This is a genomic window from Streptomyces sp. NPDC002032 (assembly GCF_042890765.1).
GTDB lineage: Bacteria > Actinomycetota > Actinomycetes > Streptomycetales > Streptomycetaceae > Streptomyces.
The window spans coordinates 335489-361428 of record NZ_JBIASM010000004.1 but is presented as its reverse complement, the minus strand read 5'-3'; the positions used below and the strand labels follow the sequence as shown (position 1 = coordinate 361428).

The window sequence follows — 25940 nt, the reverse complement described above, 5'->3', positions numbered from 1 at the left end:
TCACACGGCGGTCAGGGGCGCCGCGCCGAAGGAGACGTCGAAGCGGTCGCACCAGATCGTGACGCTGCTGTACTCGGCGGGGTTCACTCCCGCCGGCAGGGCGTAGTTCTGGTCGCCCTTGTTCCCCTTGAGCTTGCCGAGGCTCAGGTGCTTGCCGTCGTCGAAGACGCGCCAGCCCGCCACCCCCTCCTTCACCGGCGCGTCCGTGATCCAGACCCGCAGGTCCGGGCCGCTGCTGGTGTCCAGGCCCTCCAGGCGCAGGGTGTGGCTGCCGTCGGGGAGCCGGATGACCTTGGCCGTCCCCCTCGTGGCGTGCTCGTGGCTGATCAGCGCGCCCTCGGCGACGGTACGGGGCCCGGCGGCCGCGGCCGGCCGGCCCGTCGGGGTGGCCGGGGAGGCCGCGACGGCCGGCGGGGCCTCGCGGACGGTGTCGTCCTCCCACAGCCTCCACGGCTGGAACCAGTACAGGCCGGCGCCCAGCACCGCCGTCGCCGCGACGGCCGCCCCCGCCACGACCGGCCCCTTGCCCCGCTTCTTCGTGCTCACTGCCGGCCGCCCTCGCTCGTGGTTCCGTCTTCCCCGCCATTCAACGGGGCCTGCACCCCCGCGACCAGGCACGCCGCGATGACGGAAGTCTTACGGAGCCGGCCGGCCCGGCGTCAGACGGGGCCGTCGAGGTGGCTGGTGTCGCCGAGGCGGACGACCTGGCGGTTGTGGAAGAAGTCGTCCTCGCGCAGCGTGGTGATGCTGCCCGACGGCGCACGGAAGTTGACGTAGCCCAGGGACTCGGCGGGCATGCCGATCCAGGCGGCCACGACGAAGGTCAGCGCGTAGCCGTGGGTCACCACGATCTGGTGTTCGCGGGGGTGGTCCAGGAGCTCGTCCATGACCGCGTAGACCCGGCGGGCGAAGGCCGCCTTGGTCTCGGCTCCCGCGATCCCCTCCCGGTGCTCCATCCGGTCGCCGACGGCGGGCGGCGGCAGGAACCGCTCGTCGAGCCAGGCCTGCCGCCTGCCCTCGGCCTCGCCGTAGGACTTCTCGCGCAGCCGCTCGTCCAGGACGGGCTTCACGTCGAACAGGGCGCCCACCTCCTCGGCGGTGCGCCGGGTCCGCAGCAGGTCCGAGGAGATCAGCTCCACCTCGGCCCCCTCGGGGACGGCGGCGCGCAGCGCCCGGGCGATGGCGGCGGCCTCGCGCAGGCCCGTGGGGGTGAGGTCGGAGTCGTGCCACCCCCCGACCAGCCCTTCGACGTGGTGGGTGGCTTCCGGGTGGGTGACGACGTGGAGGGTGCGCACGGGGGACGCCTTTCCGGTGGGACGGTTAGGGGAGGGAGAGTTCCAGGACCATCAGACCCCACAGCAGGCGGGCGTGGTCGCGGCCGCGCCCATGTTCGGTGAGGACGGTGCGTACGGCCGCGGCGTCCAGGAAACCGGCGGCGCACAGGCGGGGGCGGGCCAGGGTGGCGGCGGCGAAGTCCCACAGTGCGGTGCCGGGGGCCATGAAGGCGCGTACGGGGAAGGTGAACGGCTGCTTCTGCCGGGTGCGGACGGCCTCGGGGACCAGCGGAGCTCCGGCGTCCCACAGGATCCGCTTGCGGTGCGGGCCGTCGACCTTCCAGGCGTCGCGGGTGCGCCGCGCGAAGCGGGTGACGGCGGGCTGGCAGTAGGGGACGCGGCCCTCGACGGCGTGCGCCATGGCGAGGTGGTCGAGTTTGCGCAGATTGAGGCCGGGCAGTTTGTGCAGCCGGTCGAAGGCGAGGATCTGTTCCAGCCGTGAGGGGGCGGGCCGCTCCAGCAGTTCCAGGGACCGCTGCCGGCTGCTGCCCCGCTCGTCGAGCAGGGCCCGGTACTCGTGGGTGTACAGGCCCCGGTACTCGGCTTCGGGGACCAGCGAGAGGCGGTCGAGGTAGCGCGGCCGCCAGGCGGTGTCGGTGGCGGCGAGGGCGGTGCTGTAGCGGCGGTAGCCGCCGAACTGTTCGTCGGCGCCGTCGCCGGTGAAGCAGACGCGCAGGCCCCGGCCGGCGATCCGCCGGAACAGGACGTATGCGCTGAGGGCGTGCGGGGTGGCGTTGGGCGCGCCGAGTGCGCGCACCATCTCGGGTATCAGGGCGGGGAGTTCGGCCTCCCGGATCTCGACGACGTCGAGCGGGATGCCGGCGTGGGCGGCGGCGCGGCGGGCGTAGTGCTCCTCGTCGGAGTCGTGGCGTCCCTCGTGGGTGACGTGGAAGCCGGTGACGTCGGGGCGCAGCCGGCCGAGGAGGGTGGCGAGGACGGCGGAGTCGAGGCCGCCCGAGACCTGTACGGCGACGGGGGCGTCCTGGAGGGTCATCCGGGCGACCTCGTCGGCCAGCAGGGCGCCCAGCCGGTCGGGGCCGAACTCCGCGTCCGCCTCCCCCGGCGCCCCGGGCCCCGGCTCCGGGTCGCCGGGCAGTCGGCGCTCGACGGCGCGGCCGTCGTGGACCAGCCGTTCGCCGGGGCGCAGCGAGGACACCCCGGCGTACCAGGAGGAACCGTCGGGCAGGCACTGCCAGTTCATGTAGTGGTCGACGGCGAGCGCGTCGACGGTCACGGGGCGGCGCAGCAGCGGGGCGAGCCCGGAGAGTTCCGAGGAGAAGGCGATGCCGCGGTCGGTGGCGGCGTAGTAGAGGCTCTTGACGGCGAGCGGGTCGCACCAGAGCTTGAGGCGGGGCGGCCCGGTGCGCCGGTCGACCAGGGCGATGGCGTACATGCCCTCGAGGCGGTCCACGAAGCCGTCGCCGTGGAGTTCGTAGTAGGGGACGAGGACGGAGCCGTCGCTGTCCCCCTCGACGTGGACGCCGTGCCGGGCGAGTTCCTCCCTGATGGCACGGAAGTTGTAGATCTCCCCGTTGAAGACGGCGTGGACGGTGGCGTCGGCGTTGGCGAACGGCTGGCGGCCGTGGCCCGGGTCCTGGATGGAGAGGCGGTTGCAGCCGAGGCCCCAGCGCTCGCCCCGGGCGTGGCGCTGCTGGTCGGGGCCGCCCGGGAGCTGGGCGTCCCGGGCGGCGTCGAGGGCGTCCGCGTCGAGGTCGAACCCGAAGTAGCCGTAGATGCGGCACATGTGGGGCTCCTCAGCGGGACTGGTTGTTCTCGCCGGCGGGCGCCGTGCGGGCGGCGGCCCACTGGCGCAGCGGGAGTCCGTGCGCGGCTTCGTCCCGCTTCTCCAGGGCGGCGAGCAGCTCGCGCAGCGGAGGTACGTCGTCGGAGGCCTCGCGGGCGCGGAAGGCGTACTCGTTGGAGATCTCCGCGTTCCAGTGCATCGTCCGGTGGAGCTCGCCGCCGAGCAGGCCGAGGAACTCCTCGCGCCCCACGAAGGCCTCGGCGCCGTCGCGGGCCCGGCGGATCTCGGCGAAGGCGAGGTCGATGAGGTCGAGCCATTCCAGGACGGTGGCGGCGACGGCGTCGGGCGTGGCCGGTCCCAGGGTGCTCAGCCGGCGGTAGCGGTCGGCGAGCGCGGTGAGCGGTCCGGGGAGGCGGGAGAGGAACCTCGGCAGGTACTTGGGGTTGCGGTTGGTGTTCCCGTAAACGTGCGTGAGCCCCCGGAAGGTGTCGGCGCCGAGTTTGCGGGCGGCGGTGAGGGCGCACGCGTGGTCGCCCTGGGCCCACATGCCGGCCAGGTCGCGGAAGTCGGGGTAGCTGCCCACGGCGGTGCGGAAGGCGGTGTAGCAGACCTCGCCCGGGCGCAGGCCGGCGGTGATCTCCTCGTACGCGGCGGGGTTGGTCAGCGGGACGCCGTACGTCAGGCGGGACAGCAGCCGGAAGTCCACGGCGGAGGCGGCGAAGGCGGAGGACTTGCGGGCGCGGCCGCACAGGTGGGCGTAGAGGCGGCTGTGCGCGGCGAGCATCGCGGTGATCTCGGGCGCGGTCCAGTACTCGACGTCGACGCCGAGGAGGCTGTGCGGGAGGTAGTCGAAGCTCGCCCTCACCCGGTCGCCGCTGGTGTAGTACCGCATGTGCTGGTCGCGCGGAAAGGTGTCCCGGTGGAACCGCTCGTCCTGCGCGGGGGCGATGACGGAGAAGTCGAAGTCCGACGACGGGGTGCCCGAGCCGTCGACGAGCGAGCCCGACAGCATCAGGACGTCCGCGTCGGCGAGGTGGATCTTCTCCAGCACCTCGGCCTCGTCGAAGTCGTCCATGCCGTGGACGGCGGAGATGTGCGTACGGAAGGAAGGCAGGACCACGGGTTCCTCTCGGTGGGTGGGCCCACGTGTCGTGGGCGGGGCGGGGCGGGGCCCGGGCGGGGCGGTCGGCGCGGGCCCGGCTCGGCGCAACTCAACGTAGGAGAACGGGCGTCCGGGGATCAAGGCCGCGATTCCGGCCGTTCCGCGCCCGTTCACTGTCCGGATATGCCCCCTGTATCGGCATCCACGGCGTCCACGGCGTCCGCTCGTGCGGGCCGGGGCGCGGGTACCGTGGTCCGATGACCGAGGTGAACCTCCGGCGCTCGGTGCGCGCGCTCGTCCTGGACGGGGCCGACCGCGTGCTGCTCTGCCGTTTCGTGCTCCCGGACCCGTCCGGGACGATCGTGGTGTGGGCCGCCCCCGGGGGCGGCGTGGAGCGGGGCGAGACCCTCCTGGGCGCCCTGCGGCGGGAGTTGGAGGAGGAGGTGGGCCTGGCCGTCACCGGCGACCCGCCGCACGTGTGGCACCAGGAGATCCTCGACCCCGGCATCAGCCGCGGGTACGACGGGGTCGTCAACGACTACTTCCTGGTCCGCACCGGGCCGTTCACCCCGCGCGGGCGGCTGGACGAGGCGGCCCTCGCCGCCGAGAACATCCACGGGATGCGCTGGTGGCCGCTGCGGGAGGTCGTGGAGTACCGCGGGCCCGATCTCTTCTCGCCGCGCGGCCTCGGGGCCCCGCTGACGGCCCTGGTCCGGGGCGGCGTTCCGGGGCGGCCCGTACGGCTCGGGCTCTGAGCGGCCGGCCTCCGCGGCGGGCGCCCGCGCGGGGTCACGGCGCCGGGATCCGGTCGTGGAGGTGGCGGGCGAGCCGGTCGACCTGGCGGCGGACGTCCCGGAACTCGTAGCGGAAGCGGAAGGTCGGCAGGGCGGTCAGGGCGCGCCGGGTGCGGTGCAGCCGTTCGGGGTCGGGCTCGTGGCCGAAGATGTTGAGGTGCTTGTTGGGCAGCCCGAGGACGTGCCGGTCGAGCAGCGCGCCCCGTTCGCCGGCCTCCACGGGGGCGAGGTCGGCCTCCGACGGGTCGTCGGCCAGGCTGAGGTGGACGATCGCGTCGACGCGGGCCGAGCGGCCGATCGCGGTGCCCAGCAGGTCCGCGTACTCCCAGGGGTAGATCAGCGCGGTCCCGTGCTGTTCGATGCCCGCATCGCGCAGGCTGAGCAGGGTTTCGTTGGCGGGGTGGGTGAGCGAGGCCCGCACGGCCCGGGCGCGCTGTGCGCCGAACAGCAGGTCGAGGGTGTCGAGGCGGACGGAGACGGAGCGGGGCCAGCCCGCGCCGGTGACCGTGCCGTCCCGGCCGGCGGTCAGACTCACGTCGTCGTTGCAGACCATGACGCCCCCGCCGCCGAGGACGGCGGCCATCACGAACGAGGTCTTCCCGGCCCGGCTCCCGCCGACCACGGCGACGCCCAGGCCGCCAAGTTGGACCAGGCCGGCGTGCAGGAACAGGACGCCCTGGCGGCTCGCCTCGCTGCGGTGGATCGCGCGCGTGGCGCGCAGCAGCGACTGGGTGACCCACGATTCGCCCCGGGGGGCGAGGTGGTACAGCTCCTTGCGCGGATGGTCGACGGCGTAGTCGACGGCGGTCTCGCCCTGGGCGGCGACCGATTCCGGTACGGCGTCCCCCGGGGGCGCCGCGTCCGCGATGGTCCGCCAGACGCCGGGCTCCCGGGGGCCGGGTACAAGGGTCAGGTAGGGGGCGGCGAGGCGGTCGATGTGCTCGGCGACGGAGGGCGGGCAGGTGAGGCCGGTGCGGGCGAAAGGGGAACGGACGACGTAATGGTGCGTGGCGGCGGGAGCGGTCATCTCGGTGCATCACCCCGGGGTCTGGGTCCGCGCTCGAACGGGCGGCGTGGTGGCGGCGAACCGCGCCGGGGTGGTTCCCCCCGGTACCGTCCGGTTCGGCCAGGCGATATGTCCGCCGCGAGCCTAGGTCGGCGGGTCGGCCCGTGACAAGGGCGCCTCCGGCGGCGCGGGCCCGTCCCCGACCCAGGGGCCGCGGGTGTCCCAGCCCAGTTCCCGCAGCCCCCGGAAGAAACGGCCGTTGGATTCCCCGGCGGGCGCGCCGAGCAGCTTGACCAGGTCGGCGGCGGCCGGGGCGGGCTCGTGCGGGGCGGACGGCGTGCCCATGCCCGTACGGATCCAGCCGGGACAGTACGAGAACGCCGACAGGTCCCCCGGGGCCGCCGCGAAGTGCCGGGCCACGGCGAGGACCAGGGAGTTGGCCGCCAGCTTCGAGGAGCGGTAGGCGAAGGAGGCCCCGTCGGCGTCCTGGAGCCGGCCCATGCCGGAGGACACGCAGACGATCCGCCCCGCGCCCCGCGCCCGCATGAGCGGCGCGTACCGCAGGACCAGGCGGGCCGCGCCGAAGAGGTTGACCTCGAAGGTGTCCCGCAGGTCTTCGTGGGAGAGCGCGAAGAGGTCCCCGTAGCCCCGGCGGGGGTCGTCGAGGTACACGCCGGCGTTGTTGACGAGCACGTCCACGTCCTCGGCGGCGAACAGGTCCCGCGGGACCGGCTCGCGCAGGTCCACCGGCCGGTAGTCGTCGAGGGCGTCGTGCCCGGCGGCCGCCGACAGGCCCACGCCCAGCACGCGGTACCCGGAGGCCTTGAGCGCGCGGCACAGGTGCACGCCCAGGCCGCGGGAGACACCGGTCACGAGTGCGGTCGGCATGCGGGCGACAGTAATCGCGCCGACGGGATCTGTCTGCCATCGGAATCCGGCCGTCCGCCGCGGCGGACGGCCGCCGGAGCCTAGGATCGGAAGCGGACGGGCCCCTCCGGCCGGGTCGGCGGCGGGGCGCAGCGCCCGGCGCGTCCAGACGTGCCGGGGCACGACGAGGGGAGACCGTACATGCGCCGGCGCCGCCTGCTGGTCACCGGGCCGAGCGGCACGGGAACCACCACCCTGGGCCGCTCGCTGGCCTCCCGCTGGGCCGTCCCGCACGCGGACGTCGACGACTACCTGTGGCTGCCGACCTCCCCGCCCTACACCCACAAGCGCCCCGTCGAGGAGCGGCTGGCGCTGATGGAGGCGCTGTTCGTGCCGCGTGACGCGTGGGTCCTCTCGGGCTCGCTGCGGGGCTGGGGCGACGGGGTCATCGCGCGCGTCGACGCGGTCGTGTACCTGTCCCTGGAAGGGGACCGCCGCATGGACCGGCTGATGCGCCGCGAGGTGGTCCGGTACGGGGACACGATCGCGCGCGGCGGCCGGCTGGAGAGCGCGCACCGGGACTTCCTGGACTGGGCGCGGGGCTGGGACGAGAGCACGGTCACCAGCCGGAGCCGGGACGTGGACGACCGCTGGCTGGCCGAGCGGCCGTGCCCGGTCCTGCGGCTGGACAGCTCCGAGCCGGTGTCCCGGATGGCGGCGGCGGTCGACGCGTGGTTCGAGGCCGGGACGGGCCCGGACGGCGGCCCGGGCCGGGGCGGGGACGGGCACGGGCACGGGCACGGGCACGGGCACGGGGGAAGCAAAGGGGACAGGACCGGGAACGGGGACGGCGGCGCGGCGTGAGCGCGCCGGGCGGCGGCGGCCGGGGGTCCGACGCGGCGCCGGCCGGTCCCGGCGTCGCGCGGGTGATGCGGCTCATCGCGGCCGGGCGCGCCGAAGCCCTGGAGGGGCGGGGCGTCAACGCCTCGTACCGGCTCACCGACGGGGGCCGGGAGCTGTCGGTGAAGGTGCACTGCCCGGAACGCTCCCGCGCGGCGGTGCTGCGCCGCGTCGCGGCCGTGGACGCGGCGCTGCGCGGGTGCGCCTGGTACCCGCCGGTCCTGGACCTCGGGCTGCACCCGGGCGGGCGCCCCCGGCTGGTGGTGGTCCGGCCGTTCGTGCCCGGGGCGGCCTCCGAGGACGCGCGGGAGCACGCCGCCGCGCTGGCCGGTGTCCTCACCGACCTGGCGGGGCGCGCGGACGGGCTCGCCGTCGCGGAGGAGACCGTAGGGGACTACGCGTCGGCGTGGCTGGCCGACGGGGAGCGGGAACGGGCCCTCGCCGCCCCCTTCCTGACCGGACGGTGGACCCCCCTGGCCCGGGCGGCGCAGGACCGGCTGGGCGAACTGGCGGACGGGGCTGCCCGGTTGACCCGTAGGGACGCGGTGGTGGTCCACCACGGCGATCTGCACGGCCGCAACCTGATCCGCGGGGCCGGCGCCGGGGGCCCGCTGACCGTCATCGACTGGGACGAGACGAGTTTCTCCCGCCGGCCGGCCGACGCCGCCAAGGCCCTGTGGCTCACCTGCCGCGCCGGCCGGGGCGACTTCGTGCTGGATCCGGCCGCCGTCCGGGCCTTCCTGGAGCACCTGCGCGCGGGCCCGGGCCTGCCGTGCGCCGACGCGGCGGACCTGGCCCGGCTGGGGGCCCTGTGGTTCCTCCCGCGCGAGGGGCACCTGCGGCTGCTGGGCGAACGCGGCGCGGACCTCGTGCCGTGGTACCTCGACTGGGTGGCGCGGTTCTGGGCCCGCTTCCCCGGCAATCTGGAACGGGTGGAGCGGGTGGCGGCGGACCTCCCGGCCGGCCGCCGCCCCGGCCCTCCCCGCCGGCCAGACCCTCCCCGCCGCCCGCGCTGAGCGGCGTCACGCCCGGGTGGCGGCCCTGAACCCGTCCGCCAGCCGCGCCACGTCGGCCGCCCCGCCCAGGGTGCAGCGCAGCACGGGCAGCTTCGCGAGGTGTTCCAGGAAGGCCTCCAGCGACGGGGGCGGGCCGGGCCGCCGGACGGGTACCTCCAGCCAGTCCTCGCCGTAGAGGTTGTCGTCGAGGGAGAAGCAGTTGCGTCCGATCACCTCGGCCGCGTGGCGGGCGCCGGCGGGTTCGAGGGAGTAGCCCGCCGAGAGGTCGACGCGCGGCAGGACGACCCCGGCGAGCGGCGCCGCGGGCACGACGTCGACGCCGAGGTGGCGGTGCACCTCCCGGGAGCTCAGCTTCAGCTTCTCCTCGCCCTGGAAGCGGTCCCAGTCCGAGTCCGGCGCCGGGAACCCGGCCCGTACGGACCAGTCCTCGAAGCCGGTGACGCCCATGACGTCGAGGGAACCCTTGTTGATGGCGAGCGGCAGCGGGCAGGCCGTCACGTGGTAGGCGTCCTGGCGCCGGTCCAGGTGCATGCGGTCGTTGCCCATCCAGCCGGCCGAGGGCAGCAGGCGGGCGAGCGCGACGGCGGTCGTGGACTTGCCCGCTCCCGAGTCGCCGACGACCAGGTAGGCGCCGCCTTCGTGGACGAACGCCGAGGAGTGCAGGACGAGGGAGCCCTCGGCCTTGGCGATGCGGGTGGCGACGTCGCGGATGATCCGGGTGAGCCACCGGTCGCCCAGGTTCGAGCGGGGCCGCACGATCGTGACGCGGCCCTCGGTGCGGACGAGCGCCGCCGTCTCGTCGGAGTTCACGTCGCGCAGGGTGAAGACGGTGTGGGTGCCGGTGGTGTACCGGGGCAGCCGGTAGCCGCGGGTGAGTTCGTACTCGCCCCGGACGGCGGCCGAGGCGCTCTCGCGCAACAGGGCGTCGATGTCGGCGGGGTCGCGCGCGAGGTCGACGATGGTGAGGTCCGGGGCGGGTTCGTGGGGGGAGTCGACGACGCCCAGCATGCCCTGGGGGGAGAAGGTCTCCGAGACCAGGCCGTCGGCGCCGGGCGAATCGGTGACGATCTTCAGGGGCTGGCCGCGGACCCGCAGGAAGCGGGTGGTCGCGGCGGCGGGGTCGTGGGCGGCGAGTTCGGCGGTCTGCATACGGGCTCCAGAAAGCGGTCGGTCAGGGGCGGGGGCAGGGGGCGGGCGCGGGGGCGGGCGCGGTCAGGCCAGGGGCAGGGTGCGCGGGATCCCCCGGCGGAACACCGTCCAGGTGCGGAAGCCGATGCCGCGCAGCACTTCGACGGCCTCCTCGTACTGGTCGGCGACGCGTTCGGGGACGTGCGCGTCGGAGCCGAAGGTGATCGGCACGCCGAAGTGGTGGGCACGTTCCAGCACTTCGGGCTCGGGGTACCAGCCGCCGCACTTCTTGGTGCCGCCGGAGGTGTTGAGTTCCATCACGACCCCGCAGTCCCGGATCGCGCGCAGCATCTCGTCGGTGGCGGCGGGCGCGGGTACGGCGCCCAGGACGGGGTGGTTGCCCTTGAGGGCGTCCACGTGCCCCATGACATGGAAGATCCCGGACCGTGCCGAAGCGGCCACCTCGCGGAAGAACCGGGCCTTGACCAGCGGCAGTTCGCCCTCCGCGACGCTCTCCCAGCGCGTGGTGTCGAAGATGTCCCGGCCCTCGAACATGTGGACCGAGCCGATGACGTAGTCCAGCGGCAGGCCGCTCAGCGCCCGTCGGTACGGTTCCGTCGCGCCGGGGAGGTAGTCGGCCTCGGCGGAGACGAGGATCTCGATGCGGCCCTCGAACTCCGCCTTGAGGGCCAGGGCTTCGGCGAGGTAGGCGGGGAACTCCGATTTGGGCATGGCCACCCGGGGCAGCGCCTGGTCCTCCTCGGAGGCGAACATGGGGGCGTGGTCGGACAGGCCCAGGACGTGGACGCCCCGGTCGATGGCCGCCAGGACGTAGTCCCGCAGGGATCCGGTGGCGTGGCCGCACCGGTCGTGCTGGGTATGGAGATCGATCACCGTGTCACACCGCCAGATATCCGCCGTCGACCGCGAGGTCGGTGCCCGTGATGAAGCTCGCCTCCGCGGAGAGCAGGAACACGATGGGTGCCGCGACCTCCGCCGGATCGGCGAAGCGCCGCAGCAGGAACTTCCCGCCGTGTTCGGGGGCGGCCTCGGCCGCCGGCCGGTCGAGGCCGAGGGCCTCGCGGTGGTACCGCTCGTTGTTGGCGTTCCACACCGTCCCCGGACTGACCGAGTTGACCCGGATCCCGCGCGGGGCGAGGTCCTGGGCGGCGCAGCGGGTGAACCCGAGGACGGCCGCCTTGCCGGTGTTGTAGGTGAGGTAGCCGCTCTGCGCGATGTGCGCCGAGATCGACGCCATGTTCACGATGGCAGGGCCGGGGCCGGGGCCGGCGTCGGCGTCGGCCCCGGGCTCGGGCAGTGCGTCGACGAACTCCCGTGTGACCAGGGAGAGTCCGACGATGGTGGGGTCGAGGGCGGCGTGCCACTCCTCCGGCGTCGCCTCCAGCCCCTTGAAGACGAAGCCCGCGGCGAGGTTCACCAGGAGCGTCGCCGGGGGCCAGCCCTCGGGAAGCCCGGCGAAGGCCTGCCGGACGGCCACCGGGTCGCTGACGTCGCCGACGGCCAGGTGCACCTCGTGGCCCTGTTTGCGCCAGGCCTCGGCGGCGTCGCGGCCGTGGCCCTCGCTCTTGTCGTACACCACGACGCGGCAGCCCTCGGCGCACAGCCGTTCGGTGACCGCCGCGCCGATGCCCTGGGCGCCGCCGGTGACCAGGGCGGTACGTCCGGTGAGTCCGCGTACGGATCCGCTCACGGCCGTTCTCCCGTCTCCGCGAGGGTGTCGGCCCACTGCCGGACCCGGTCGAGGACCTCGTCGCGGCGCAGGCCCTCGGTGGCTCCGTGCGGGGCCAGCGTCCCGCCGCGGTCCCCGGCGAGGTCCGGGTCGGTGGCCAGGTGCCGCACGGCCGCGAGGGGGACCCCGGCGCCGGCCAGGGCCCGGCCGAGGGGGGTGCTGTCGATGCCGAGGCCGTCGGGGGCGGCGAAGTGGCGCCAGGCCTGGAACATGCCCTCCAGGTGGCCGGCGGACAGGTGGACCCCGTTGCGGCCCTCGGAGAGGGGGATGCCGTGCTGTCGGGCGATGCGGTCGGCGAGGGCCCCGCGCAGGGAGGCGGGGTCCGCGGCGGCCGGGTCGAGGGCGCCCAGGAGGTGCTCGCGCAGGTCGGCGATCTCCCGGACGCTGTGGCATTCGAGCAGGGCGACCAGGGCCCCGGGGTCGGCGTAGCCGCCGGCCAGGGCGGGCAGGAAGCCGTTCAGCACGGCGACGGTACGCCCGTGCAGCTCGGTCACCGAGGCGTACGAGCCGGAACCGAGCTTGTGGATGCCCGCCTTGCGGCAGCGTTCCTCCAGGGCCAGGGGGGTCAGCTCCGGGTCCCGGCTCATGGCGTCCAGGGCGCCGAGCGCCTCCTCGGCCCCGCAGGCCGCCGTGAGCGCGGCCAGTTCCCGCCGGGCGCCCGAGGTCAGGGCGGGGGGCCCGTCGGCGGCGACCCGGTGGAGCCGGGGGTAGTGCAGGTGCAGGTGGCCCCGTACGGCGAAGTCCGCGGCCGGGGTCAGGACGCAGCGCAGGACGCGGACCCCGTCCGCGCCGAGCACCCGCAGGGTCTGCGCGAGGGCTTCGGCCGTGGCCTCGGGGGTGAGCACCTCGGGCTTGACGAGGACGGTGAAGTGGCTGCCGCCGTCGGGTACGGAACCGGGCGCCGCTCCGGTGTCCTGGCGCCGCCCGGTGGCGTGGGCGGCGGCCACGAGGGCCCGTGCGGCGGTGTCGGTCACCACAGGGTGATGCCCGTCTCGACGAATTCGGCGGTCAGGTCCCCGGTGCCCGCCACGGCCTTCTCCACCAGCGCGGCGAGGGCTTCCTCCTCGGCGCGCGGGCTGGTCACGACGACCTCGTCGGGGTATTCCAGCGGGGCCTCCTTCGAGGTGAAGACGTGGACCTGCGCGGGGCCGCCGAACTCCTCGTGCACCTGCCGGGCGAGCCGGGCGGCGAGCACGTTGTAGATCTTGCCGGTGTGGTCGAGCGGGTTCTTGCCCGCCGGCGCCTCGATGCTCATGGGACGCATGGGCGTGATGAGCCCGTTGACCCGGTTGCCCCGGCCCACGACACCGACGTCGCCGGTGTCGGCGACGGAGCCCAGGGCCGTCAGGTAGGGGCGCCCGTTGCGGTCGGTGGCGTTCATCAGCATCCGGAAGTCCCCGATGCCGAGCCGGCCGACGGCCGCCTCCAACTCCGCCTGGATGACGGCCTTGCGGGCGAGGTAGTGGTCCATGGAGGTGATGTGGGCCGCCAGGAAGGGCATGTTGACGACGAGGCTGAACGCCTCGCCGCGGCGGCTGCCGAACACCTTGACGTCCCAGCCGCTGTCGGGGTGCCGTTCCTTGAACGCGGCTCCGTTGACCAGGCGTTCCAGTCCCAGTACGGCGTTTTCGAGCCGGGACAGCGGGGCGTATCCGTGCAGCAGGTTGGTGTCGTTGGAGACCAGCCCGGGGGCGCGCAGCGGGACCAGGTCGGCGGTGGTGGCGGGCTGGTAGCGGGAGGCTCCGCGGCCCGAGCCCCGGTGGTCGACCACCCCGGATTCGACGACCAGGTGGCGGTCGGGGTCGAAGCCGGTGGTCACCTCGGCGAGTACGTCGGCGGCGGCGCGGAACATCAGCTCCGGGACGGGGATCTCGGCGGAGCCGACCCGGAAGGCCGCCTTGCCGAAGTACCTGACCCGGTAGGGGGAGGTGAGTTCGCCCCGCCCGTAGTCGATGTCGGCCCCGCCGCCGTACAGGGTCACCTTGTCGAACCAGTGGTGGGCTATCGCCCCGAACTCCTTGAGGCAGTGCAGGGAGTAGTAGCGGGACATGCGCTCCGCGATGGCGTCGCACATGGTGTCGGGGTGTCCCACGCCCTTGCGTTCGACGAGTTCGTACGGGAGGTCTTCGACCGACAGGGCATCGCGTTGGATCGACAGCATGGACCGTCCTTCTGCTGGGGGGCGGCGGGGGGTCAGGAGGCGAAGCCGAGGAAGGCGGCCCTGGCCTCGGTTTCGGGAAGGCCGTGCGGCGGGCTCTTGAAGAGGAGGGCGGTGACGTCATCCAGTACGCCGCTCAGTCCCCGGTCGGCGGCGGTCTTGCCGACGCGGACCGCATTGGCGATCACGCCGGCGGCGTTGGGGCTGTCCTCCACGGTGAGCTTCAGGTCGATCTCGATCCCGGAGCCGAGGACGGAGGTGGCCTTGATGCTGGCGAAGCACACCTTGGTGTCGGCGAGGTGGCCGATGTGCCCGGTGGGTCCGGCGACGCCCTCGACGTCCGTCATTCCGGCGGCGCGCAGGGCGTTGGCCTTGGAGGCGAACTTGCCGGCCGAGCGGCGGGCGTCGGCCAGGTTCAGGAAGTCGGTGTTGCCGCCGACGTTGAGCTGGTAGGTGTCGCCGAGCACCACCCCCCGGCTCAGGAGCAGTTCGATGAGCGCGGTGTGCAGGGTGGTGGCGCCGAAGTGGCTGCGCAGGTCGTCGCCGAGGAGGACGACGCCCGCGTCGGCGAACCGGCGGCGCAGTTCGCCGTCCCGGGCGAGCTCCTCGGGGGTGCAGTTGACGACGGCCACCCCGGCCGCGAGGGCGGCGTGGGCGAACATCCGGATGGCGCGGGAGGAGCCGGTGGGCAGCGCGATGACCAGGACGTCGACGTCGTGCTCGACGAGGGCCTTGGCCACGTGCTCCGGGGTGGCGTCGCGGGCGGCGTCGGCGAGCCGGACGACGGCGCCGAGCGGTCCTTCCAGCCCGTCGAGGACGGGCGCCGGGAGGACCGGGGCGTCCCGGTCGGCGCCCAGGGCGGTGAACGCGGTCGCGGAGATGGCGGGGGCGGTGAACGCCTCGGCCAGCGGGAGCCCCACCTTCGCCGCGTCCACGTCGAAGGCGGCGACGATGGTGACGTCGGCCAGCCGGTAGCCGCCCACCGTGTGGGACATGAGGCCGGGCAGCCGGGCCTCGGGGTTCGCCTGGGCCAGGGCCGTGAACTGGCTGAAGCTCCAAGCGCAGTTCCCGGCGCCGGCGAGCGCGACACGGATCGGTTCCATGGACAGGGGGTTCCTTCCTCTGCGACTGCCAACTCCGACTCGGCGGCCCGGCGTACGCGTGCCGGTGTCCCCCCGGGCGGGGCAGGACGTACGGGCGGTGCGGGTGGTACGGGTGCTGCGGGTGGTGCGGTACGGCTCGCGCGGTGCGCGGGCCGCCTCAGGTGCCCCAGGGGCGGGGGACGCGGCGGGCCGAGGCCTCGTGGGTCTCGGCCCAGCGCCGGATCGAACGGTGCAGGAGCAGCGCCGTGTCCGGGACCCGGTCGGTGACCTCGAAGGGTTCGGTGACGGAGAGGTAGTCCTGGTAGGCGCGCAGGGCGGTGATCCGGGTCAGCTGGCCGCGGTCCAGGTGCTCCTCGGCGAACGGCCGGTAGAAGCGGTTCCACTGCTCGGGCGCCACGTACGGGAGCGGCTCCAGGGCGGGCACGCCGTGTTCGGCGCGCCAGGAGTTGAGGGCGTCGCGGACGGTGTCGAAGGTCTCGTCGACGCGCTGCGCCCGGTCGCCGCGCCCCAGGACGGTGAGCCGGCGGCCGGCCGGCGGCCCGTCCGCGAGGAGGCGTACGACGTGTGCGGCGACGTCGTCGGTGCTGACCATGTCCATCACCCCCTTCTCCTCGGCGACCAGGGCGGGCACGGCGCCGCTGCACATCGAGGACGGCAGCCAGAAGAAGCCGCTGTAGCGGTCCAGGAAGCCGTCGGCGCGGGCGCCCATCACGATGGGGAAGCGGACGATGTCGGCGCTGTCGCGCAGGGCGTGCACCAGGCGTTCGGCCGCGGCCTTGGACCATTCGTAGGAGTTGCGGTAGTCCTCGGGCGCTTCGGAGACGGTGTCGCCGCGCAGGCCCGTGGCGTACGAGGACGACAGGTGGACGAAGTGGGTGGTGGGGCCGGTGGCCGCCAGCAGGGCCCTGAGGGGGCCGACGTTGGCCGCTTCGGCCCGGGGGGCGGGGAGGCTCCAGCGGGTGTCCCCCGCACAGTGCACCACGGCGTGCCAGGGGCCGCGCAGGGTGGCGGGCGGGTCCTGCCGGCCGATGCTCCAGGCGTGCTGGCGCGGTCCGGCGCCGCCTCGGCGGCTCACGCCGTGCGTCTCGTGGCCCGCCGCGTCCAGGGCACGGACGACGGCGCTGCCCACGGCGCCGGTGGCGCCGGTGACCAGGATGCGCGCGGGCGGTGTCACGAGACCGTGATCCGGCGCTCGATGGCGCGGAGCATGTGCTCGGAGTTCTCCCGGAGCGCCTTGGTGGCGACGGGGTTGAGCATGTCGGCGAGCAGGGGTATGCCGATCTCGAAGTCGACGGAGAAGGTGACGACCGAGGTGCCGTCCCCGGCGTCCTCCACGCGCCAGAAACCGGTGAACTCGTCCAGGTCGCCGGAGACCTGGTGGAACGACATGACCCGCTGCTCCTCGTCGAGTTCGTCCTCCTCCACCCATTCCAGGACGGATCCCTTGAGCAGGACCGACCAGGCGCTGGTGCGGGTGCCGTCCCCGCTCTGTCCGAGCACGGTCACCGATTCGACGTTCTCCATGAATCCGGCGTAGTCCTCCAGCCGGATGACGGCCCGCCAGGCGGCGGCCGCGGGCGCTTCGATCGGCAGGTTCACTTCGACGTGCGGCATGGCTGTGTCTCCTTGGGCGGGGCGGGAGGGGGCACTGCTCGGGCTGCGCGGGCCGCTCGGCCGGCGCGCGGGCTGCTCGGCGGGCGCTCAGCCGGCCGGGTCGAAGCTCATCTCCCGGCCCGTGCCGTAGGCGCCGACGGCCTCGTCGCAGGTCAGCAGGGACGGCGGATGGTGGTGCACGGCGAGGGAGTCGACGAGGAGTGCGGCGGCGGGCTGGTCGCGTCCGTAGAGGCGGCTGCCGATGACCGGGGTGACGGCCGAGAGCATCCGGTCGCGGGTGTCGCTGAGGGAGGCGCGCAGTCCCACCGCCGCGGCGAGCGCCGCCCGGCCGCCGATCGCGCCCGTCTCGAAGTCCGTGCCGAGCTGGCGGCAGGCGCCGCCGAGCAGCAGCAGTTCGCGGGTGGCGCGGCCGAGCAGGGCCGTGCGGGCCCCGAAGGCACGGGAGCGCAGGACCCCTTCGTAGGCGGCGTCCAGCAGCCCGCTGAGGACCCCGTGGTAGGTGGCGGTCAGCAGGACCGCGAACCAGACCATGCCGGAGATCACGTTCTCGTCGATGACGTCGGCGGGGCCCCGGTGGAAGACGAGCCGGTCATCGAGTTCGACGTCGCGCAGGACCAGCCGGGCGGTGTCGGACTGCGTCATCCCGAGCGAGGGCCACTCCCCCTCGGCCGTCAGGCCCGGGGAGGAGCGGGGGCACAGGGCGAGGATGATCTCGTCGGTTCCGGTGACGCGGGCCGTCAGGCACACCAGGGTGGCCGTCGTGGCGAGCGAGCAGGGGTACTTCACGCCCGAGACGCGGTAGCCCTTGCCGTGCGGGACGGCCTCCGAGCGACTGCTCATGAAGTTGGGGCTGCCGCCCGGTTCGGCGAACGCCGAGGCGACGAGCGCGCCGGACCGGGCGATCCCCTCCAGCAGCATCCAGCTCGTGTCCCGGTGCCGGCGCCAGTAGTCGGCCATGAGCCCCACCGTGAAGGCGTGCATGTTCAGGGCCACCGCGGCCGAGGGATCGGCCGCGCCCAACGCCCGCTGGGCGGCGGCGACTTCCACGAGGCTCGCGCCCCCACCGCCGAACTCGGCCGGGACGGGCAGCGCCGCGTATCCACTCGCGGCGAGGTCGCGTATGCGGTCGGCGCCGGTGGCTCCCGGGCGGGCGGGCGCGGGCCGCCACGCCGTGCCCCACCCGGCGTCCAGCAGGGCCCGGTGCGCGGGCCCCTCCCCGGCGTCCCCGGCCGGCCCGGGGCCGTCGGCCGGGCTCACGCGTCCGCCTTCCGGTCCCGCGCGGGATCCTCGACGTGCGCCGGTACCCGGCAGGTCGGCAGGGATGACTGCACGGAGCGGCTCCTTACGCACGCACGGCGGCGGTGGGGGGGACGGGGAGGCAACGCGGGGAGAGCGGGAGGAACCGGGGTGATCAGTATGATCGATCACCTGTCGGACGGCCCTGGACAACTGTAGGCAGACCGGTCGGTGGAATGCGGCGTGCGTTCCTCTGTGCGGAACACCGGATCGGATGCCCCGGCCGGACCGGCCCGGCCGCGTCGGCGCGCCCCTCACGGGCTGAACAGTGGTGCGAGGGCTGACAGTTGGGGCCGCTCGGGATCGACCCGTACGGTGTCCCAGCCGAGCGCGGCGGCCGGTTCGAGGTCGGTCTGCGGGCTGTCGCCGACCATCACCCGGCGCTCGAAGGCTCCTTCGGCGATCAGGCCGAAGGCCCGGGCGTCGGGTTTCTTCGGGCCGCCGTCGGCCGTGAACAGGGCCCGGTCCCACACCTCGGGCACCTTCAGACGCTCCAGGAGCCGGCGCATCAGGGGGCCCGGCAGGAAGCAGTTGGAGAGCAGCCGTACGGTGTGCCCGGCCGCGGCGATCCGGCCCATGGCCTCCGCCACCGGCTCGCAGAGCGCGTACCGGTCCTCGTCCACGGCGCCGAGGGCGTGCCACAGCGCCCGCTCCAGCTCGGCCGGGCCCCGCGGGGCGTCCCGGTCGCGCAGGGCCGCGTCCAGCAGGGCGAGGGTGGGGGGCTGGAGGGCGCCCGGGTCCTCCATCGCCGCCAAGACGGCGCCGAGCACGGTCCGGACGACCCCGGCCGCGGAGCGTTCGTCCAGGGTCAGCGCCTCGGCCAGCCGGGCGGTGATCTCCTCGGGGCCCGGGAAGGGACGGCGGGAGGTGACGAGGGTGTCGAAGCAGTCGAAGACGACGACGGCCGGCACGGTTCTCCTCTCTGCGGTACGGCGGTTCTGCGGTACGGCGGTTCTGCGGCGGCCAGGTCCGGACCGGTCCGGTCCGGTCCGGTCAGGACCACGACACCTTGCGGTGGTTGCTGCGGAAGAACACCAGGGTCACGACGGTCAGACCGGCCGCGAAGGCGCACAGCACGGCGGCGGGCAGGAGCACGGCGCCCGCGCCGCCGCCGTCGACGATGACGGTGGTGAATCCGCGCATCGCCCAGTAGCTGGGCACCCCGGGAGCGAGCGGACGCGCCCAGCCGGGAAGGGCGGACAGCGGGGTCAGGGCCCCGCCCAGCCCGGCCAGGACCAGCGCGACGAGGTTGGCGAAGACGGACAGCTGCGAGATGGTCCGGCACAGTGCGACCAGCGCCATGCCCACCATGACCACGCACAGCGCGAGGGGCGCGCCCACGACGAGCAGCCCGAGGTACGAGCCGCGCACCCGCAGCCCGAACAGCAGCCCGCCCGCCGCGAAGACCACGGCCAGCTGGACGAGGGCGACGGCCAGCGGCACCACGATCCGTCCCGCCACGAGCTCGAACGGCCGCGCCGGGCCGGCCCGGAGCCGGTCCCAGGTGTGCCAGCCGTGCTCCCGGAACATCCCGAACCCGACGACGGTGACCAGGAAGAACAGGAACATGACCGCCATCCCGGGCACCGCCTGTTCGGCGCCGGTCGCGTCCGGGAGGTCTCCGGCCCGCAGCGCCGCCCGGAAGAGCGGCTGCATGAAGCCCATCAGGAGCAGCGGCATGACGGTACGCACGATCAGCGGGGCGGGGTCGCGCGCCAGCAGCCGGGCGTCGTGGCGGGCCAGGGCGGCGATCCGGCCGACCGCCCCGTCACCCATCGCGGCCCCCCCGCGGCGCCGTCGTCGCGCCGACGCGGCCGGGCCCGGACCCGGCCTCCGCGGCATCCCGGTCCGGCCCCCCGTGATCCGGCGCGCCGTGCTCCGGCCCGTCGGGGGCCGGCCCGTCCGGGGCCGGCCCGTCCGGGGCCGCCGCGTCGGAGCCCGGCGCGTCCGCGGCCGGCCGGCCGGTCAGGCGCAGGAAGGCGCTCTCCAGCCCGGGCCGCACCACCCGCAGGTTGACCAGGCCGGACACGGCCGCGCCCAGGGCCGCGAGCACCTCGGGGACGGCCAGGTGCGGCTGCTCCACGTGGACGCGCAGCACCCCGGCCTCCCAGGTCGTGGGCCAGTGCAGCGGCCCGGGCGGCGGCCCGTCGCCGAAGGTCAGCTCCACGGCGCTCTCCCCGTGCCGGTCGACGAGTTCCGCGAGGGTGCCCCGGGCGAGCAGCCGCCCGTGGTCCAGTACGGCCACGCTCGCGTCGAGGGCCTCGACCTCGGCGAGGTAGTGCGTGGAGTAGCAGACGGCCGTCCCCTCGGCGGCCAGTTGCCGGACGAAGTCGATGAGCCGGGCCCGGGTCTCCACGTCCACGCCCGCGGTGGGTTCGTCCAGCAGGAGCAGCCGCGGCCGGTGCAGCAGGGCCATCGCGGTGTGCACGCGGCGCTGCTCCCCTCCGGACAGGTGGGCCACGCGGCGCTCCAGCAGGCCGGTCAGACCCAGCGGTTCGGCGACCTCCTCGGTGCGCCGGCGCAGGGCGGTGCCGCGCAGCCCGGCCAGTTCGGCGAAGAACCGGAGGTTCTGCCGGACGGTCAGCGGCGGGTAGACGCCCAGTTCCTGGGGGGCCAGGCCGAGCAGGCGCCGGGCCCGGCGCGGGTCGCGCTCCAGCGGGACGCCGAGGACCTCGATGGCGCCCCCGTCGGGCCGCAGGAGCCCGGCGACCAGGGACATCAGGGTCGTCTTCCCGGCCCCGTTGTGGCCGAGCAGTCCGGTGATCTCGCCCTCGGCGATGTCGAACGCGACGCCGTCGAGGGCCGTGGCGGCGCCGTACCGCTTGGTGACGGCGCGCAGCCGCAGCGCCGGGGCGGAGCCGCCGGCCCGCCCGTCCCGGTCAGTCGGCACGGCGCGTCCAGGCGCTCGGCAGCAGGCCGGGCAGGCCCACCCGCTCCAGGTGCGGCTGCCAGGTGCGGGCCAGCTTGAAGCCCTTCATCAGGCCGCTCGCGGAGCGGACGTCCGGCAGCGGTTCGCCGTAGCCGAGGAGTTGCTCGGTCTCCCGCAGGTGGGCGCGCAGCCGCTCCAGCCAGTCCTCCCCGCGCGCCCCGGTGGCCCCGGCGCCCTCCGCGGCGAGCAGCAGGGCGGCCTCGACTTCTGCGGCGGGGACGCCGGCGAAGGGGTCGAAGGCCGCCTCGTCGCGCCCGTAGCTCAGTTCGCCCTCGGTGCGCAGGCCCCGTACGGACAGGGAGAACTGCACCAGGTCGTAGGCCATGAGCACGGCGACCTCGGGCTGGTCCGCGGCGACCGCCCCCTCGATGTCCTCCAGCCGGGCCCGGCAGCCGAGGAGCAGCCGGGCCGCCCCGTGGGCACGGAAGGCGAGGAGGCGCCGCAGGTCGGCCGGGGGTGCGGCGGTCGTCACCCCGGCGGCGGGGGCCGTGCCGTCGGCCGGGTGCGGGACGGGATGCGTCATGCGGCCGCCTCCGGGTCGGGGTGCGCCACGCCGAGCCACACCATGTCGTGGACGAACAGGGGCAGGAGGTCGGCCGGGGGCGGCGCGCCGAGCGGACCGGACCAGACGACGGTGTCGGAGTCCCCGGGCGGCAGGTCCCTGCGAGCGCTCTCAACGGCCCGCAGCTGCCAGCGGTCCACGACCGTACGGTCCTCCAGCACGGTGGTGCCCACCCCGGTGGACCAGCGCAGCACCGCGTGCAGACCGGCGGGGTCCCCGGCCAGCCGCTCCACGTCGGCGAGCCGGCGCGGCACCTGTTCGCGGGGGACGAGCGGGGCGCGGAGCGCCTCGTGGAGCACGGCCAGGCCCTCGGCGTCGCCCAGGACCTTGAGCTTCTCCCCCACCCATTTCGCCGTGAAGTACGACTCCCCGGCCGCGGCGGCCCGGGCGTTGAGCGCGGCGACGACGGCCTCGCGGGCGCGGACGGCCGCTGCCATGGGCCGGGCGTCGAGCAGCCAGCGCGCCGCCTGGGCGAGCCGGTGCGCCTCCACCGTCCACCACTGGGTGACCGCCTCGGCGTGCCAGGGGCGGCGCAGGCCGGCGTGCCAGGCGTCCCAGGGGGGCGAGGCCAGCAGGGGCAGGCCCAGGGCGAGCCGGTTCGCGGTGTTCAGGGCCCGGCGGCGGTGGTTCCAGGCGTCCTCGGTGACGGTGGCGAAGCGCGGCCAGGGTTCGGCCGTCAGGGCGGCCGTGGTCTCGCGTACGGAGGCGGCCCGGCGAATGTTGACGTCGATCAGGGTGCCGTGCTCGTGCGACTGGATGGGGAAGCGGGTGAGCCGGTCGTTCTCCACGAGCACCATCAGGTCGAGGTCGCTGCGGTGGTTGCCGAATCCGGCGAGCACGGAACCGGAGGCGACGGCGAGCACCGGCCGGCCCACGCCCTGGTCCGCCTCCTTGCGCACCGCGTCCCGGTGGAGTCCTCGCTGTTTCAGGAAGGCGTCCAGGCGCTGCTCCAGGACGACGGTCCCGGGAAACGCGGCGCTGCTGGCGGCGGTACTGGCTGACGTGGTCTCCATGGCGGTCGGTGCACCTCCGGAAGGGGTCGGCGACGGCGCGGCGGGATCGGACCCGTGCTCCGCCCGGACAGAGCCTCCCAAGGAGCGCCGCCGCGGATCAACGGACGTTCCGCCAGCCGGAACACGGCTTCTCCCCGGAGCGCGCGGCCCGGTACAACCGTTGACCGAACGGTGGTGCCCCCTTGTCGCCGAGCGGCGGACGTGGAGAGGACGGTCCCGATGAGCGCGACCACCCGGCAGGACCCGGCCCGGGACACCCTCGACGCGCTGCGCAGACGCTTCTCTCCCCCACTGGCCCTCGTCTACGGCATGAACGGTTCCGGCGCCATCGAGATGACCGGCGAGGGCGCCCGGGTGCGGCTCTCCGACGGCCGCACCGCCCTCGACTTCGGCAGCTACGCCGTGACCCTGCTCGGGCAGCGCCACCCCGGCGTCGTGGCCGCGGTCCGCCGCCAGCTGGACGCGCTGCCGGTGTCCACCCGCGTCCTGGGCAACGGGACGACCGCCGCGCTCGGCGAGGCCCTGGCGGCCTACGCGGACCCGGAACGGCTGACCAGGGTGTGGCTGGGGCTGAACGGCTGCGACGCCGTCGAGGCGGCGCTGAAGCTGGCCCGCCTCGCGACCGGCCGCACCCGGGTGCTGGCGGTGGAGGGCGGCTACCACGGCAAGTCCCTCGGCGCCCTGGCGGCGACCTGGAGCTCGCGCTACCGGGCTTCGCTCGGCCCGCTGCTGGGCGGCGTGGACCACCTGGCACCGGACGTCGCGGCGGTCCCCGCCGCGTTCGCGGGCGAGGAGGTGGCCGCCGTCATCGTCGAACCCGTCCAGGGCGAGGGCGGCGTACGGCCGTTGGAGCCCGCGTTCCTGCGGGCGCTGGCGCGGGCCGCGCGCGAACACGGCGCCTTCCTGATCGCCGACGAGATCCAGACGGGCCTGCGGCGCTGCGGGCCCCGGCTGGTCAGTACGGACGCCGGACTGCGGCCCGACGCGGTGCTGCTCGGCAAGGCGCTCGGCGGGGGCGTGCAGCCGCTGTCGGCCGTCCTGGCCACGGAGGAGCTGTACGCGCCGCTCACCGCCGACCCGTTCGTGCACACGACGACCTTCTCCGGGCACCCGCTGGGGGCCGCCGCGGGGGTGGCCGCCCTCGTGGCGGTGGAGGAGCTGGCCGCGCGGGGCGAGCGGCTGGCCGCGCTGCTCGGCTCGGGGCTGGACCGGCTGGCCCGGCGCCACCGCGGGCTGATCTGCGGGGTGCGCGGCCGGGGGCTGATGTGGGGGGTGGAGTTCTCCGGCGCGGCCGCGGCGGGTGACGTACTGCTGGAGCTGGGGCGGCGCGGCCTGGTGGTCTCCCCCTGTCTGGGGCGGCCGGAGGTGCTGCGGCTGCTGCCGCCGCTGGTCGCCACCGACGAGGAGGCCGAGGAGGCGCTGGCCGTCCTGGACGGGGCCTGCGCGGCGGTGCCCGAGGAGTTCCGGACCGCGACCGCAGCCCCCGCCGTGTCCTGAGCGGGCTCCCGGGCCGCCGCCCGGTCCCCGCCGCATCCACCGAGGAGCATCGACGTGCCGCACACCGACCAGCGTCCGGGGCCGAGGCCGTGGTGAGCCCGGCGCCGCACGGCCCCTCCGGCCAACGCGGCCGCCAGTACCGCTACCACCGCGAGCTGTTCCCCGCGCTGCACGACTGGGAGCGCACCGAGCGCTCCATCGTGGCGTTCACCGGCGGGGAGGGCCCCGAGGGGCTGCTCGGCCTCGACCAGATGGGCCACTTCGGGCCGCACGGCTGTGATCTCGTCGCCGACGCGGTCGCCGAGGCGGTCGCCTGGGGCGTCGCCGGGGGTCCCGGCGGCCGCGTCGCCGGAGGCGCTGCCGCGCCGGGCGCCGTCCGCGGAGGTCCGCTCGTGCTGTGCGAGCTGGGCAGCGGCTTCGGCGGCGCGCTGCGGTACACGGTCGACCGGCTGGCCGCGCGCGGGATCGGCGTCCGGGGCGCGTACGGGATCGACCTCGTCGCCGAGCACTGCGCGGTGAGCCGGCGCATCAGCCGGGCGCAGGGGCGTACCGCCGTGGCGGAGATCTGCGCGTCCGCCACCGCCGTCCCGCTGCGCGACGCGTCGCTGGACCTGGTGGTGGTGACGGGGTCGATGCCGCACTTCCCCGATCCGGCGGCGGTGGTCCGGGAGGCCGCGCGGCTGCTGCGGCCGGGCGGGCTGTTCGTCCTGACGGAGGAGGTGAGCCTGACGCCCGGCGCGGAGGGCCCCTCGGCGCCGTTCCGCGCGGTTCACCCGCCCGACGTCTTCTTCACCACGCCGGTCCGCGAGCGCCTGGACCAGCTGGCACGGGCGGGCTTCACCGGTGTGCGGCGGCGCGGTCTGACCGAGTGGGCCGCCGCGCTGCTCGCCGAGCGGCTGAAGGTGCTCCGGATCTTCCGGGGCAGTGTCGCCGGGATCTACGGCGACGCCTCGGCGGAGCTGATCCGGAGCACCCTCACGACGGCCCGCGACGAATACCTGGCGGGCCGTCTGCTGCCCACCCTGTTCACGGCACGGCGGGCCTGAGGTGGCAGCCCGCGAGCTCCGGGGTCCGCCGCAGGGAGCGGGAGACGGCGGCGCACGCCGCCTGGAGGTACCAGGCGGCCTTGACCGGCTGGACGCGGCCGTCGGGGCCCGCGACGGCCAGCGCCCCCACGGCCGTGCTCGACGCGTTCAGCACCGGGGCGGCGATGCTCACGGCACCGGTCCTGCTGCGGACGACGACGAACCCCTGCGCCTGCACCCGGGCCGGGTCCTCGGCGGGTACGGGCTCGCGCCGGGCCGGCGGGAGGGCCGCCCGCGCGCCGTAGGCGTGGAAGAGCCGGGTCGCGGCGAGGGCGGAGGCCCGCACCTCGTCCTCGGCGCCGTGCGCGTCTCCCCCGCCGTGCCCGCGGCGCACCGCGTCCACCAGGGCGGCCTCGGAGCCGCCCGCGTCGGTGATGAAGACGAACGCGCTCCCCCGGGTGAGGTGGCGCAGCTGTTCCGCGTAGGGCAGGGCCAGATCGCGCAGTTCGAGCTGGCGCGGCACCCTCGTACCGAGAACGAAAAGGGCGACGCCGAGCCGCAGACCGTTCTCGCCGCGTTCCAGCATGCCTTCTTTCACGAGTTCCACGACGATGCGGTGGGCTGTTGCTTTGGGCATGTCCGCCCGGCGCGCCAATTCGGACAGCTGAAGCTCCTGTTCTCCCGGACGGAAACATCGCAGAATACTGAGGCCACGGGAGAGCATGGAACGAGAGGAGCTTTTCGACACGGACAACGGCACCTCCGTCGAGCGAGTTCGGGGAGACGGGAGCAGGGTGGAACGTCAGCGGAAGCAAGCCTCTGACGTGGTAAGACGCGCTGGTGACGCCAGAAGACGGGAATCCGTCGGAGCGTTCACCGGCACGCGGGACGCGAAGCTCTGCGGAGCAGCACGGAGCTGTTCGGACGCATGCCTCACCACTCTCGCTGAACCCCCGCCGGCCACCGGCCCCGCCGATACCGGCGAACGGAAGAAAACTCTATCAGCGTGGTCGATTGGCGATTCCCGCGCGCCGCAGACATCAAGCCATTGCGGACGCGACGACAACCGGGGGTTTGAACTCCGGAAACCGATTCCGATGCC

Annotated in this window: 26 protein-coding genes; 5 read left to right on the top strand and 21 right to left on the bottom strand. The window is 74.9% G+C overall.

Going from position 1 to position 25940, the window contains the following annotated elements; genetic code table 11:
- The 4 genes from ACFYYT_RS13255 to ACFYYT_RS13240 all read right to left on the bottom strand — a co-directional run bounded on the left by ACFYYT_RS13255 (nt 1) and on the right by ACFYYT_RS13240 (nt 4198).
- Entirely contained in the window at nt 1–546 is a 546-nt protein-coding gene (locus ACFYYT_RS13255) for a DM13 domain-containing protein (RefSeq protein WP_351828358.1), read from the bottom strand.
- 113 nt (nt 547–659) lie between these two features.
- A complete protein-coding gene (locus ACFYYT_RS13250; RefSeq protein ID WP_351828355.1) occupies nt 660–1295 on the bottom strand; it encodes a histidine phosphatase family protein in 636 nt (211 codons plus the stop codon).
- 25 nt (nt 1296–1320) lie between these two features.
- The gene (gene asnB, locus ACFYYT_RS13245; protein ID WP_351828352.1) at nt 1321–3078 is read right to left on the bottom strand and encodes an asparagine synthase (glutamine-hydrolyzing); all 1758 of its coding nucleotides are present in this window, start codon (nt 3076–3078) and stop codon (nt 1321–1323) included.
- A 10-nt stretch (nt 3079–3088) separates the two neighbouring features.
- Nucleotides 3089–4198 carry a hypothetical protein gene (locus ACFYYT_RS13240; protein WP_351828349.1) on the bottom strand — a complete coding sequence of 370 codons (1110 nt, stop codon included), beginning with the start codon at nt 4196–4198 and terminating at the stop codon, nt 3089–3091.
- A 239-nt stretch (nt 4199–4437) separates the two neighbouring features.
- On the opposite strand from ACFYYT_RS13240, the gene ACFYYT_RS13235 reads away from it, so the two are divergent.
- Nucleotides 4438–4935 (top strand): NUDIX domain-containing protein, encoded by a 498-nt coding sequence (locus ACFYYT_RS13235; protein WP_351828346.1) that lies wholly within the window; start codon nt 4438–4440, stop codon nt 4933–4935.
- Between the two features lie 34 nt (nt 4936–4969).
- On the opposite strand, the gene ACFYYT_RS13230 is transcribed toward ACFYYT_RS13235, so the two are convergent.
- The gene (locus tag ACFYYT_RS13230) at nt 4970–6001 is read right to left on the bottom strand and encodes a hypothetical protein (protein ID WP_351828343.1); all 1032 of its coding nucleotides are present in this window, start codon (nt 5999–6001) and stop codon (nt 4970–4972) included.
- Nucleotides 6002–6124: 123 nt separating this feature from the next.
- A complete protein-coding gene (locus ACFYYT_RS13225; protein ID WP_351828340.1) occupies nt 6125–6868 on the bottom strand; it encodes an SDR family NAD(P)-dependent oxidoreductase in 744 nt (247 codons plus the stop codon).
- Nucleotides 6869–7048: 180 nt separating this feature from the next.
- Between ACFYYT_RS13225 and ACFYYT_RS13220 the strand changes: the two genes are divergently transcribed.
- Both ACFYYT_RS13220 and ACFYYT_RS13215 read left to right on the top strand, forming a co-directional pair.
- Nucleotides 7049–7711 carry a hypothetical protein gene (locus ACFYYT_RS13220; RefSeq protein ID WP_351828337.1) on the top strand — a complete coding sequence of 221 codons (663 nt, stop codon included), beginning with the start codon at nt 7049–7051 and terminating at the stop codon, nt 7709–7711.
- A complete protein-coding gene (locus ACFYYT_RS13215; protein WP_351828334.1) occupies nt 7708–8763 on the top strand; it encodes a hypothetical protein in 1056 nt (351 codons plus the stop codon). The genes ACFYYT_RS13220 and ACFYYT_RS13215 overlap by 4 nt, the downstream gene beginning before the upstream one ends.
- A 6-nt stretch (nt 8764–8769) precedes the next feature.
- On the opposite strand, the gene ACFYYT_RS13210 is transcribed toward ACFYYT_RS13215, so the two are convergent.
- The 14 genes from ACFYYT_RS13210 to ACFYYT_RS13145 all read right to left on the bottom strand — a co-directional run bounded on the left by ACFYYT_RS13210 (nt 8770) and on the right by ACFYYT_RS13145 (nt 22316).
- On the bottom strand, nt 8770–9912 hold the full coding sequence (locus tag ACFYYT_RS13210; RefSeq protein WP_351828332.1) for a hypothetical protein: 1143 nt from the start codon (nt 9910–9912) through the stop codon (nt 8770–8772).
- A gap of 63 nt (nt 9913–9975) precedes the next feature.
- The gene (locus ACFYYT_RS13205) at nt 9976–10785 is read right to left on the bottom strand and encodes a histidinol-phosphatase (protein ID WP_351828329.1); all 810 of its coding nucleotides are present in this window, start codon (nt 10783–10785) and stop codon (nt 9976–9978) included.
- A gap of 4 nt (nt 10786–10789) precedes the next feature.
- Nucleotides 10790–11602, bottom strand: coding sequence for an SDR family oxidoreductase (locus ACFYYT_RS13200; protein ID WP_351828327.1), 813 nt, complete (start codon nt 11600–11602; stop codon nt 10790–10792).
- The gene (locus ACFYYT_RS13195) at nt 11599–12615 is read right to left on the bottom strand and encodes a hypothetical protein (protein ID WP_351828324.1); all 1017 of its coding nucleotides are present in this window, start codon (nt 12613–12615) and stop codon (nt 11599–11601) included. Before ACFYYT_RS13195 ends, ACFYYT_RS13200 begins: the two co-directional genes overlap by 4 nt.
- Nucleotides 12612–13802 (bottom strand): methionine adenosyltransferase, encoded by a 1191-nt coding sequence (locus ACFYYT_RS13190; protein WP_351828321.1) that lies wholly within the window; start codon nt 13800–13802, stop codon nt 12612–12614. The genes ACFYYT_RS13195 and ACFYYT_RS13190 overlap by 4 nt, the downstream gene beginning before the upstream one ends.
- Before the next feature lie 32 nt (nt 13803–13834).
- On the bottom strand, nt 13835–14902 hold the full coding sequence (locus ACFYYT_RS13185) for a hypothetical protein (protein WP_351828318.1): 1068 nt from the start codon (nt 14900–14902) through the stop codon (nt 13835–13837).
- 157 nt (nt 14903–15059) lie between these two features.
- Nucleotides 15060–16076 (bottom strand): NAD-dependent epimerase/dehydratase family protein, encoded by a 1017-nt coding sequence (locus tag ACFYYT_RS13180; protein WP_351828315.1) that lies wholly within the window; start codon nt 16074–16076, stop codon nt 15060–15062.
- Nucleotides 16073–16516: an SRPBCC family protein gene (locus ACFYYT_RS13175; RefSeq protein ID WP_351828312.1), complete on the bottom strand. Its 444-nt coding sequence runs from the start codon at nt 16514–16516 to the stop codon at nt 16073–16075. The genes ACFYYT_RS13180 and ACFYYT_RS13175 overlap by 4 nt, the downstream gene beginning before the upstream one ends.
- Before the next feature lie 87 nt (nt 16517–16603).
- Nucleotides 16604–17773: an acyl-CoA dehydrogenase family protein gene (locus ACFYYT_RS13170; RefSeq protein WP_351828309.1), complete on the bottom strand. Its 1170-nt coding sequence runs from the start codon at nt 17771–17773 to the stop codon at nt 16604–16606.
- Between the two features lie 293 nt (nt 17774–18066).
- Complete coding sequence (locus ACFYYT_RS13165; protein ID WP_351828306.1) at nt 18067–18723, bottom strand: HAD family hydrolase; 657 nt, start codon at nt 18721–18723, stop codon at nt 18067–18069.
- 82 nt (nt 18724–18805) lie between these two features.
- Entirely contained in the window at nt 18806–19588 is a 783-nt protein-coding gene (locus ACFYYT_RS13160) for an ABC transporter permease (protein ID WP_362862661.1), read from the bottom strand.
- Nucleotides 19581–20702: an ABC transporter ATP-binding protein gene (locus ACFYYT_RS13155; RefSeq protein ID WP_388607793.1), complete on the bottom strand. Its 1122-nt coding sequence runs from the start codon at nt 20700–20702 to the stop codon at nt 19581–19583. Before ACFYYT_RS13155 ends, ACFYYT_RS13160 begins: the two co-directional genes overlap by 8 nt.
- Entirely contained in the window at nt 20692–21264 is a 573-nt protein-coding gene (locus ACFYYT_RS13150) for a hypothetical protein (RefSeq protein WP_351828724.1), read from the bottom strand. The genes ACFYYT_RS13155 and ACFYYT_RS13150 overlap by 11 nt, the downstream gene beginning before the upstream one ends.
- Nucleotides 21261–22316 (bottom strand): hypothetical protein, encoded by a 1056-nt coding sequence (locus ACFYYT_RS13145; RefSeq protein WP_351828726.1) that lies wholly within the window; start codon nt 22314–22316, stop codon nt 21261–21263. Before ACFYYT_RS13145 ends, ACFYYT_RS13150 begins: the two co-directional genes overlap by 4 nt.
- Before the next feature lie 219 nt (nt 22317–22535).
- Here ACFYYT_RS13145 and ACFYYT_RS13140 point away from each other — a divergent pair, with 219 nt between their 5' ends.
- A complete protein-coding gene (locus ACFYYT_RS13140; RefSeq protein ID WP_351828729.1) occupies nt 22536–23813 on the top strand; it encodes an aminotransferase class III-fold pyridoxal phosphate-dependent enzyme in 1278 nt (425 codons plus the stop codon).
- A 92-nt stretch (nt 23814–23905) separates the two neighbouring features.
- Nucleotides 23906–24859 carry a methyltransferase domain-containing protein gene (locus ACFYYT_RS13135; protein ID WP_388607789.1) on the top strand — a complete coding sequence of 318 codons (954 nt, stop codon included), beginning with the start codon at nt 23906–23908 and terminating at the stop codon, nt 24857–24859.
- On the opposite strand, the gene ACFYYT_RS13130 is transcribed toward ACFYYT_RS13135, so the two are convergent.
- Nucleotides 24840–25562: a helix-turn-helix domain-containing protein gene (locus tag ACFYYT_RS13130; protein WP_351828733.1), complete on the bottom strand. Its 723-nt coding sequence runs from the start codon at nt 25560–25562 to the stop codon at nt 24840–24842. The two genes, ACFYYT_RS13135 and ACFYYT_RS13130, sit on opposite strands and share 20 nt — an antisense overlap.
- Nucleotides 25563–25940: the final 378 nt, after the last annotated feature.

Bases quoted from the DNA above. Each gene is read 5' to 3' on its own strand.
- ACFYYT_RS13230 (WP_351828343.1), bottom strand. From the start codon at position 6,001: ATGACCGCTCCCGCCGCCACGCACCATTACGTCGTCCGTTCCCCTTTC.
- ACFYYT_RS13150 (WP_351828724.1), bottom strand. From the start codon at position 21,264: ATGACGCATCCCGTCCCGCACCCGGCCGACGGCACGGCCCCCGCCGCC.
- asnB (WP_351828352.1), bottom strand. From the start codon at position 3,078: ATGTGCCGCATCTACGGCTACTTCGGGTTCGACCTCGACGCGGACGCC.
- ACFYYT_RS13140 (WP_351828729.1), top strand. From the start codon at position 22,536: ATGAGCGCGACCACCCGGCAGGACCCGGCCCGGGACACCCTCGACGCG.
- ACFYYT_RS13190 (WP_351828321.1), bottom strand. From the start codon at position 13,802: ATGCTGTCGATCCAACGCGATGCCCTGTCGGTCGAAGACCTCCCGTAC.
- ACFYYT_RS13220 (WP_351828337.1), top strand. From the start codon at position 7,049: ATGCGCCGGCGCCGCCTGCTGGTCACCGGGCCGAGCGGCACGGGAACC.
- ACFYYT_RS13235 (WP_351828346.1), top strand. From the start codon at position 4,438: ATGACCGAGGTGAACCTCCGGCGCTCGGTGCGCGCGCTCGTCCTGGAC.
- ACFYYT_RS13225 (WP_351828340.1), bottom strand. From the start codon at position 6,868: ATGCCGACCGCACTCGTGACCGGTGTCTCCCGCGGCCTGGGCGTGCAC.
- ACFYYT_RS13210 (WP_351828332.1), bottom strand. From the start codon at position 9,912: ATGCAGACCGCCGAACTCGCCGCCCACGACCCCGCCGCCGCGACCACC.
- ACFYYT_RS13185 (WP_351828318.1), bottom strand. From the start codon at position 14,902: ATGGAACCGATCCGTGTCGCGCTCGCCGGCGCCGGGAACTGCGCTTGG.
- ACFYYT_RS13160 (WP_362862661.1), bottom strand. From the start codon at position 19,588: ATGGGTGACGGGGCGGTCGGCCGGATCGCCGCCCTGGCCCGCCACGAC.
- ACFYYT_RS13145 (WP_351828726.1), bottom strand. From the start codon at position 22,316: ATGGAGACCACGTCAGCCAGTACCGCCGCCAGCAGCGCCGCGTTTCCC.
- ACFYYT_RS13175 (WP_351828312.1), bottom strand. From the start codon at position 16,516: ATGCCGCACGTCGAAGTGAACCTGCCGATCGAAGCGCCCGCGGCCGCC.
- ACFYYT_RS13130 (WP_351828733.1), bottom strand. From the start codon at position 25,562: ATGCTCTCCCGTGGCCTCAGTATTCTGCGATGTTTCCGTCCGGGAGAA.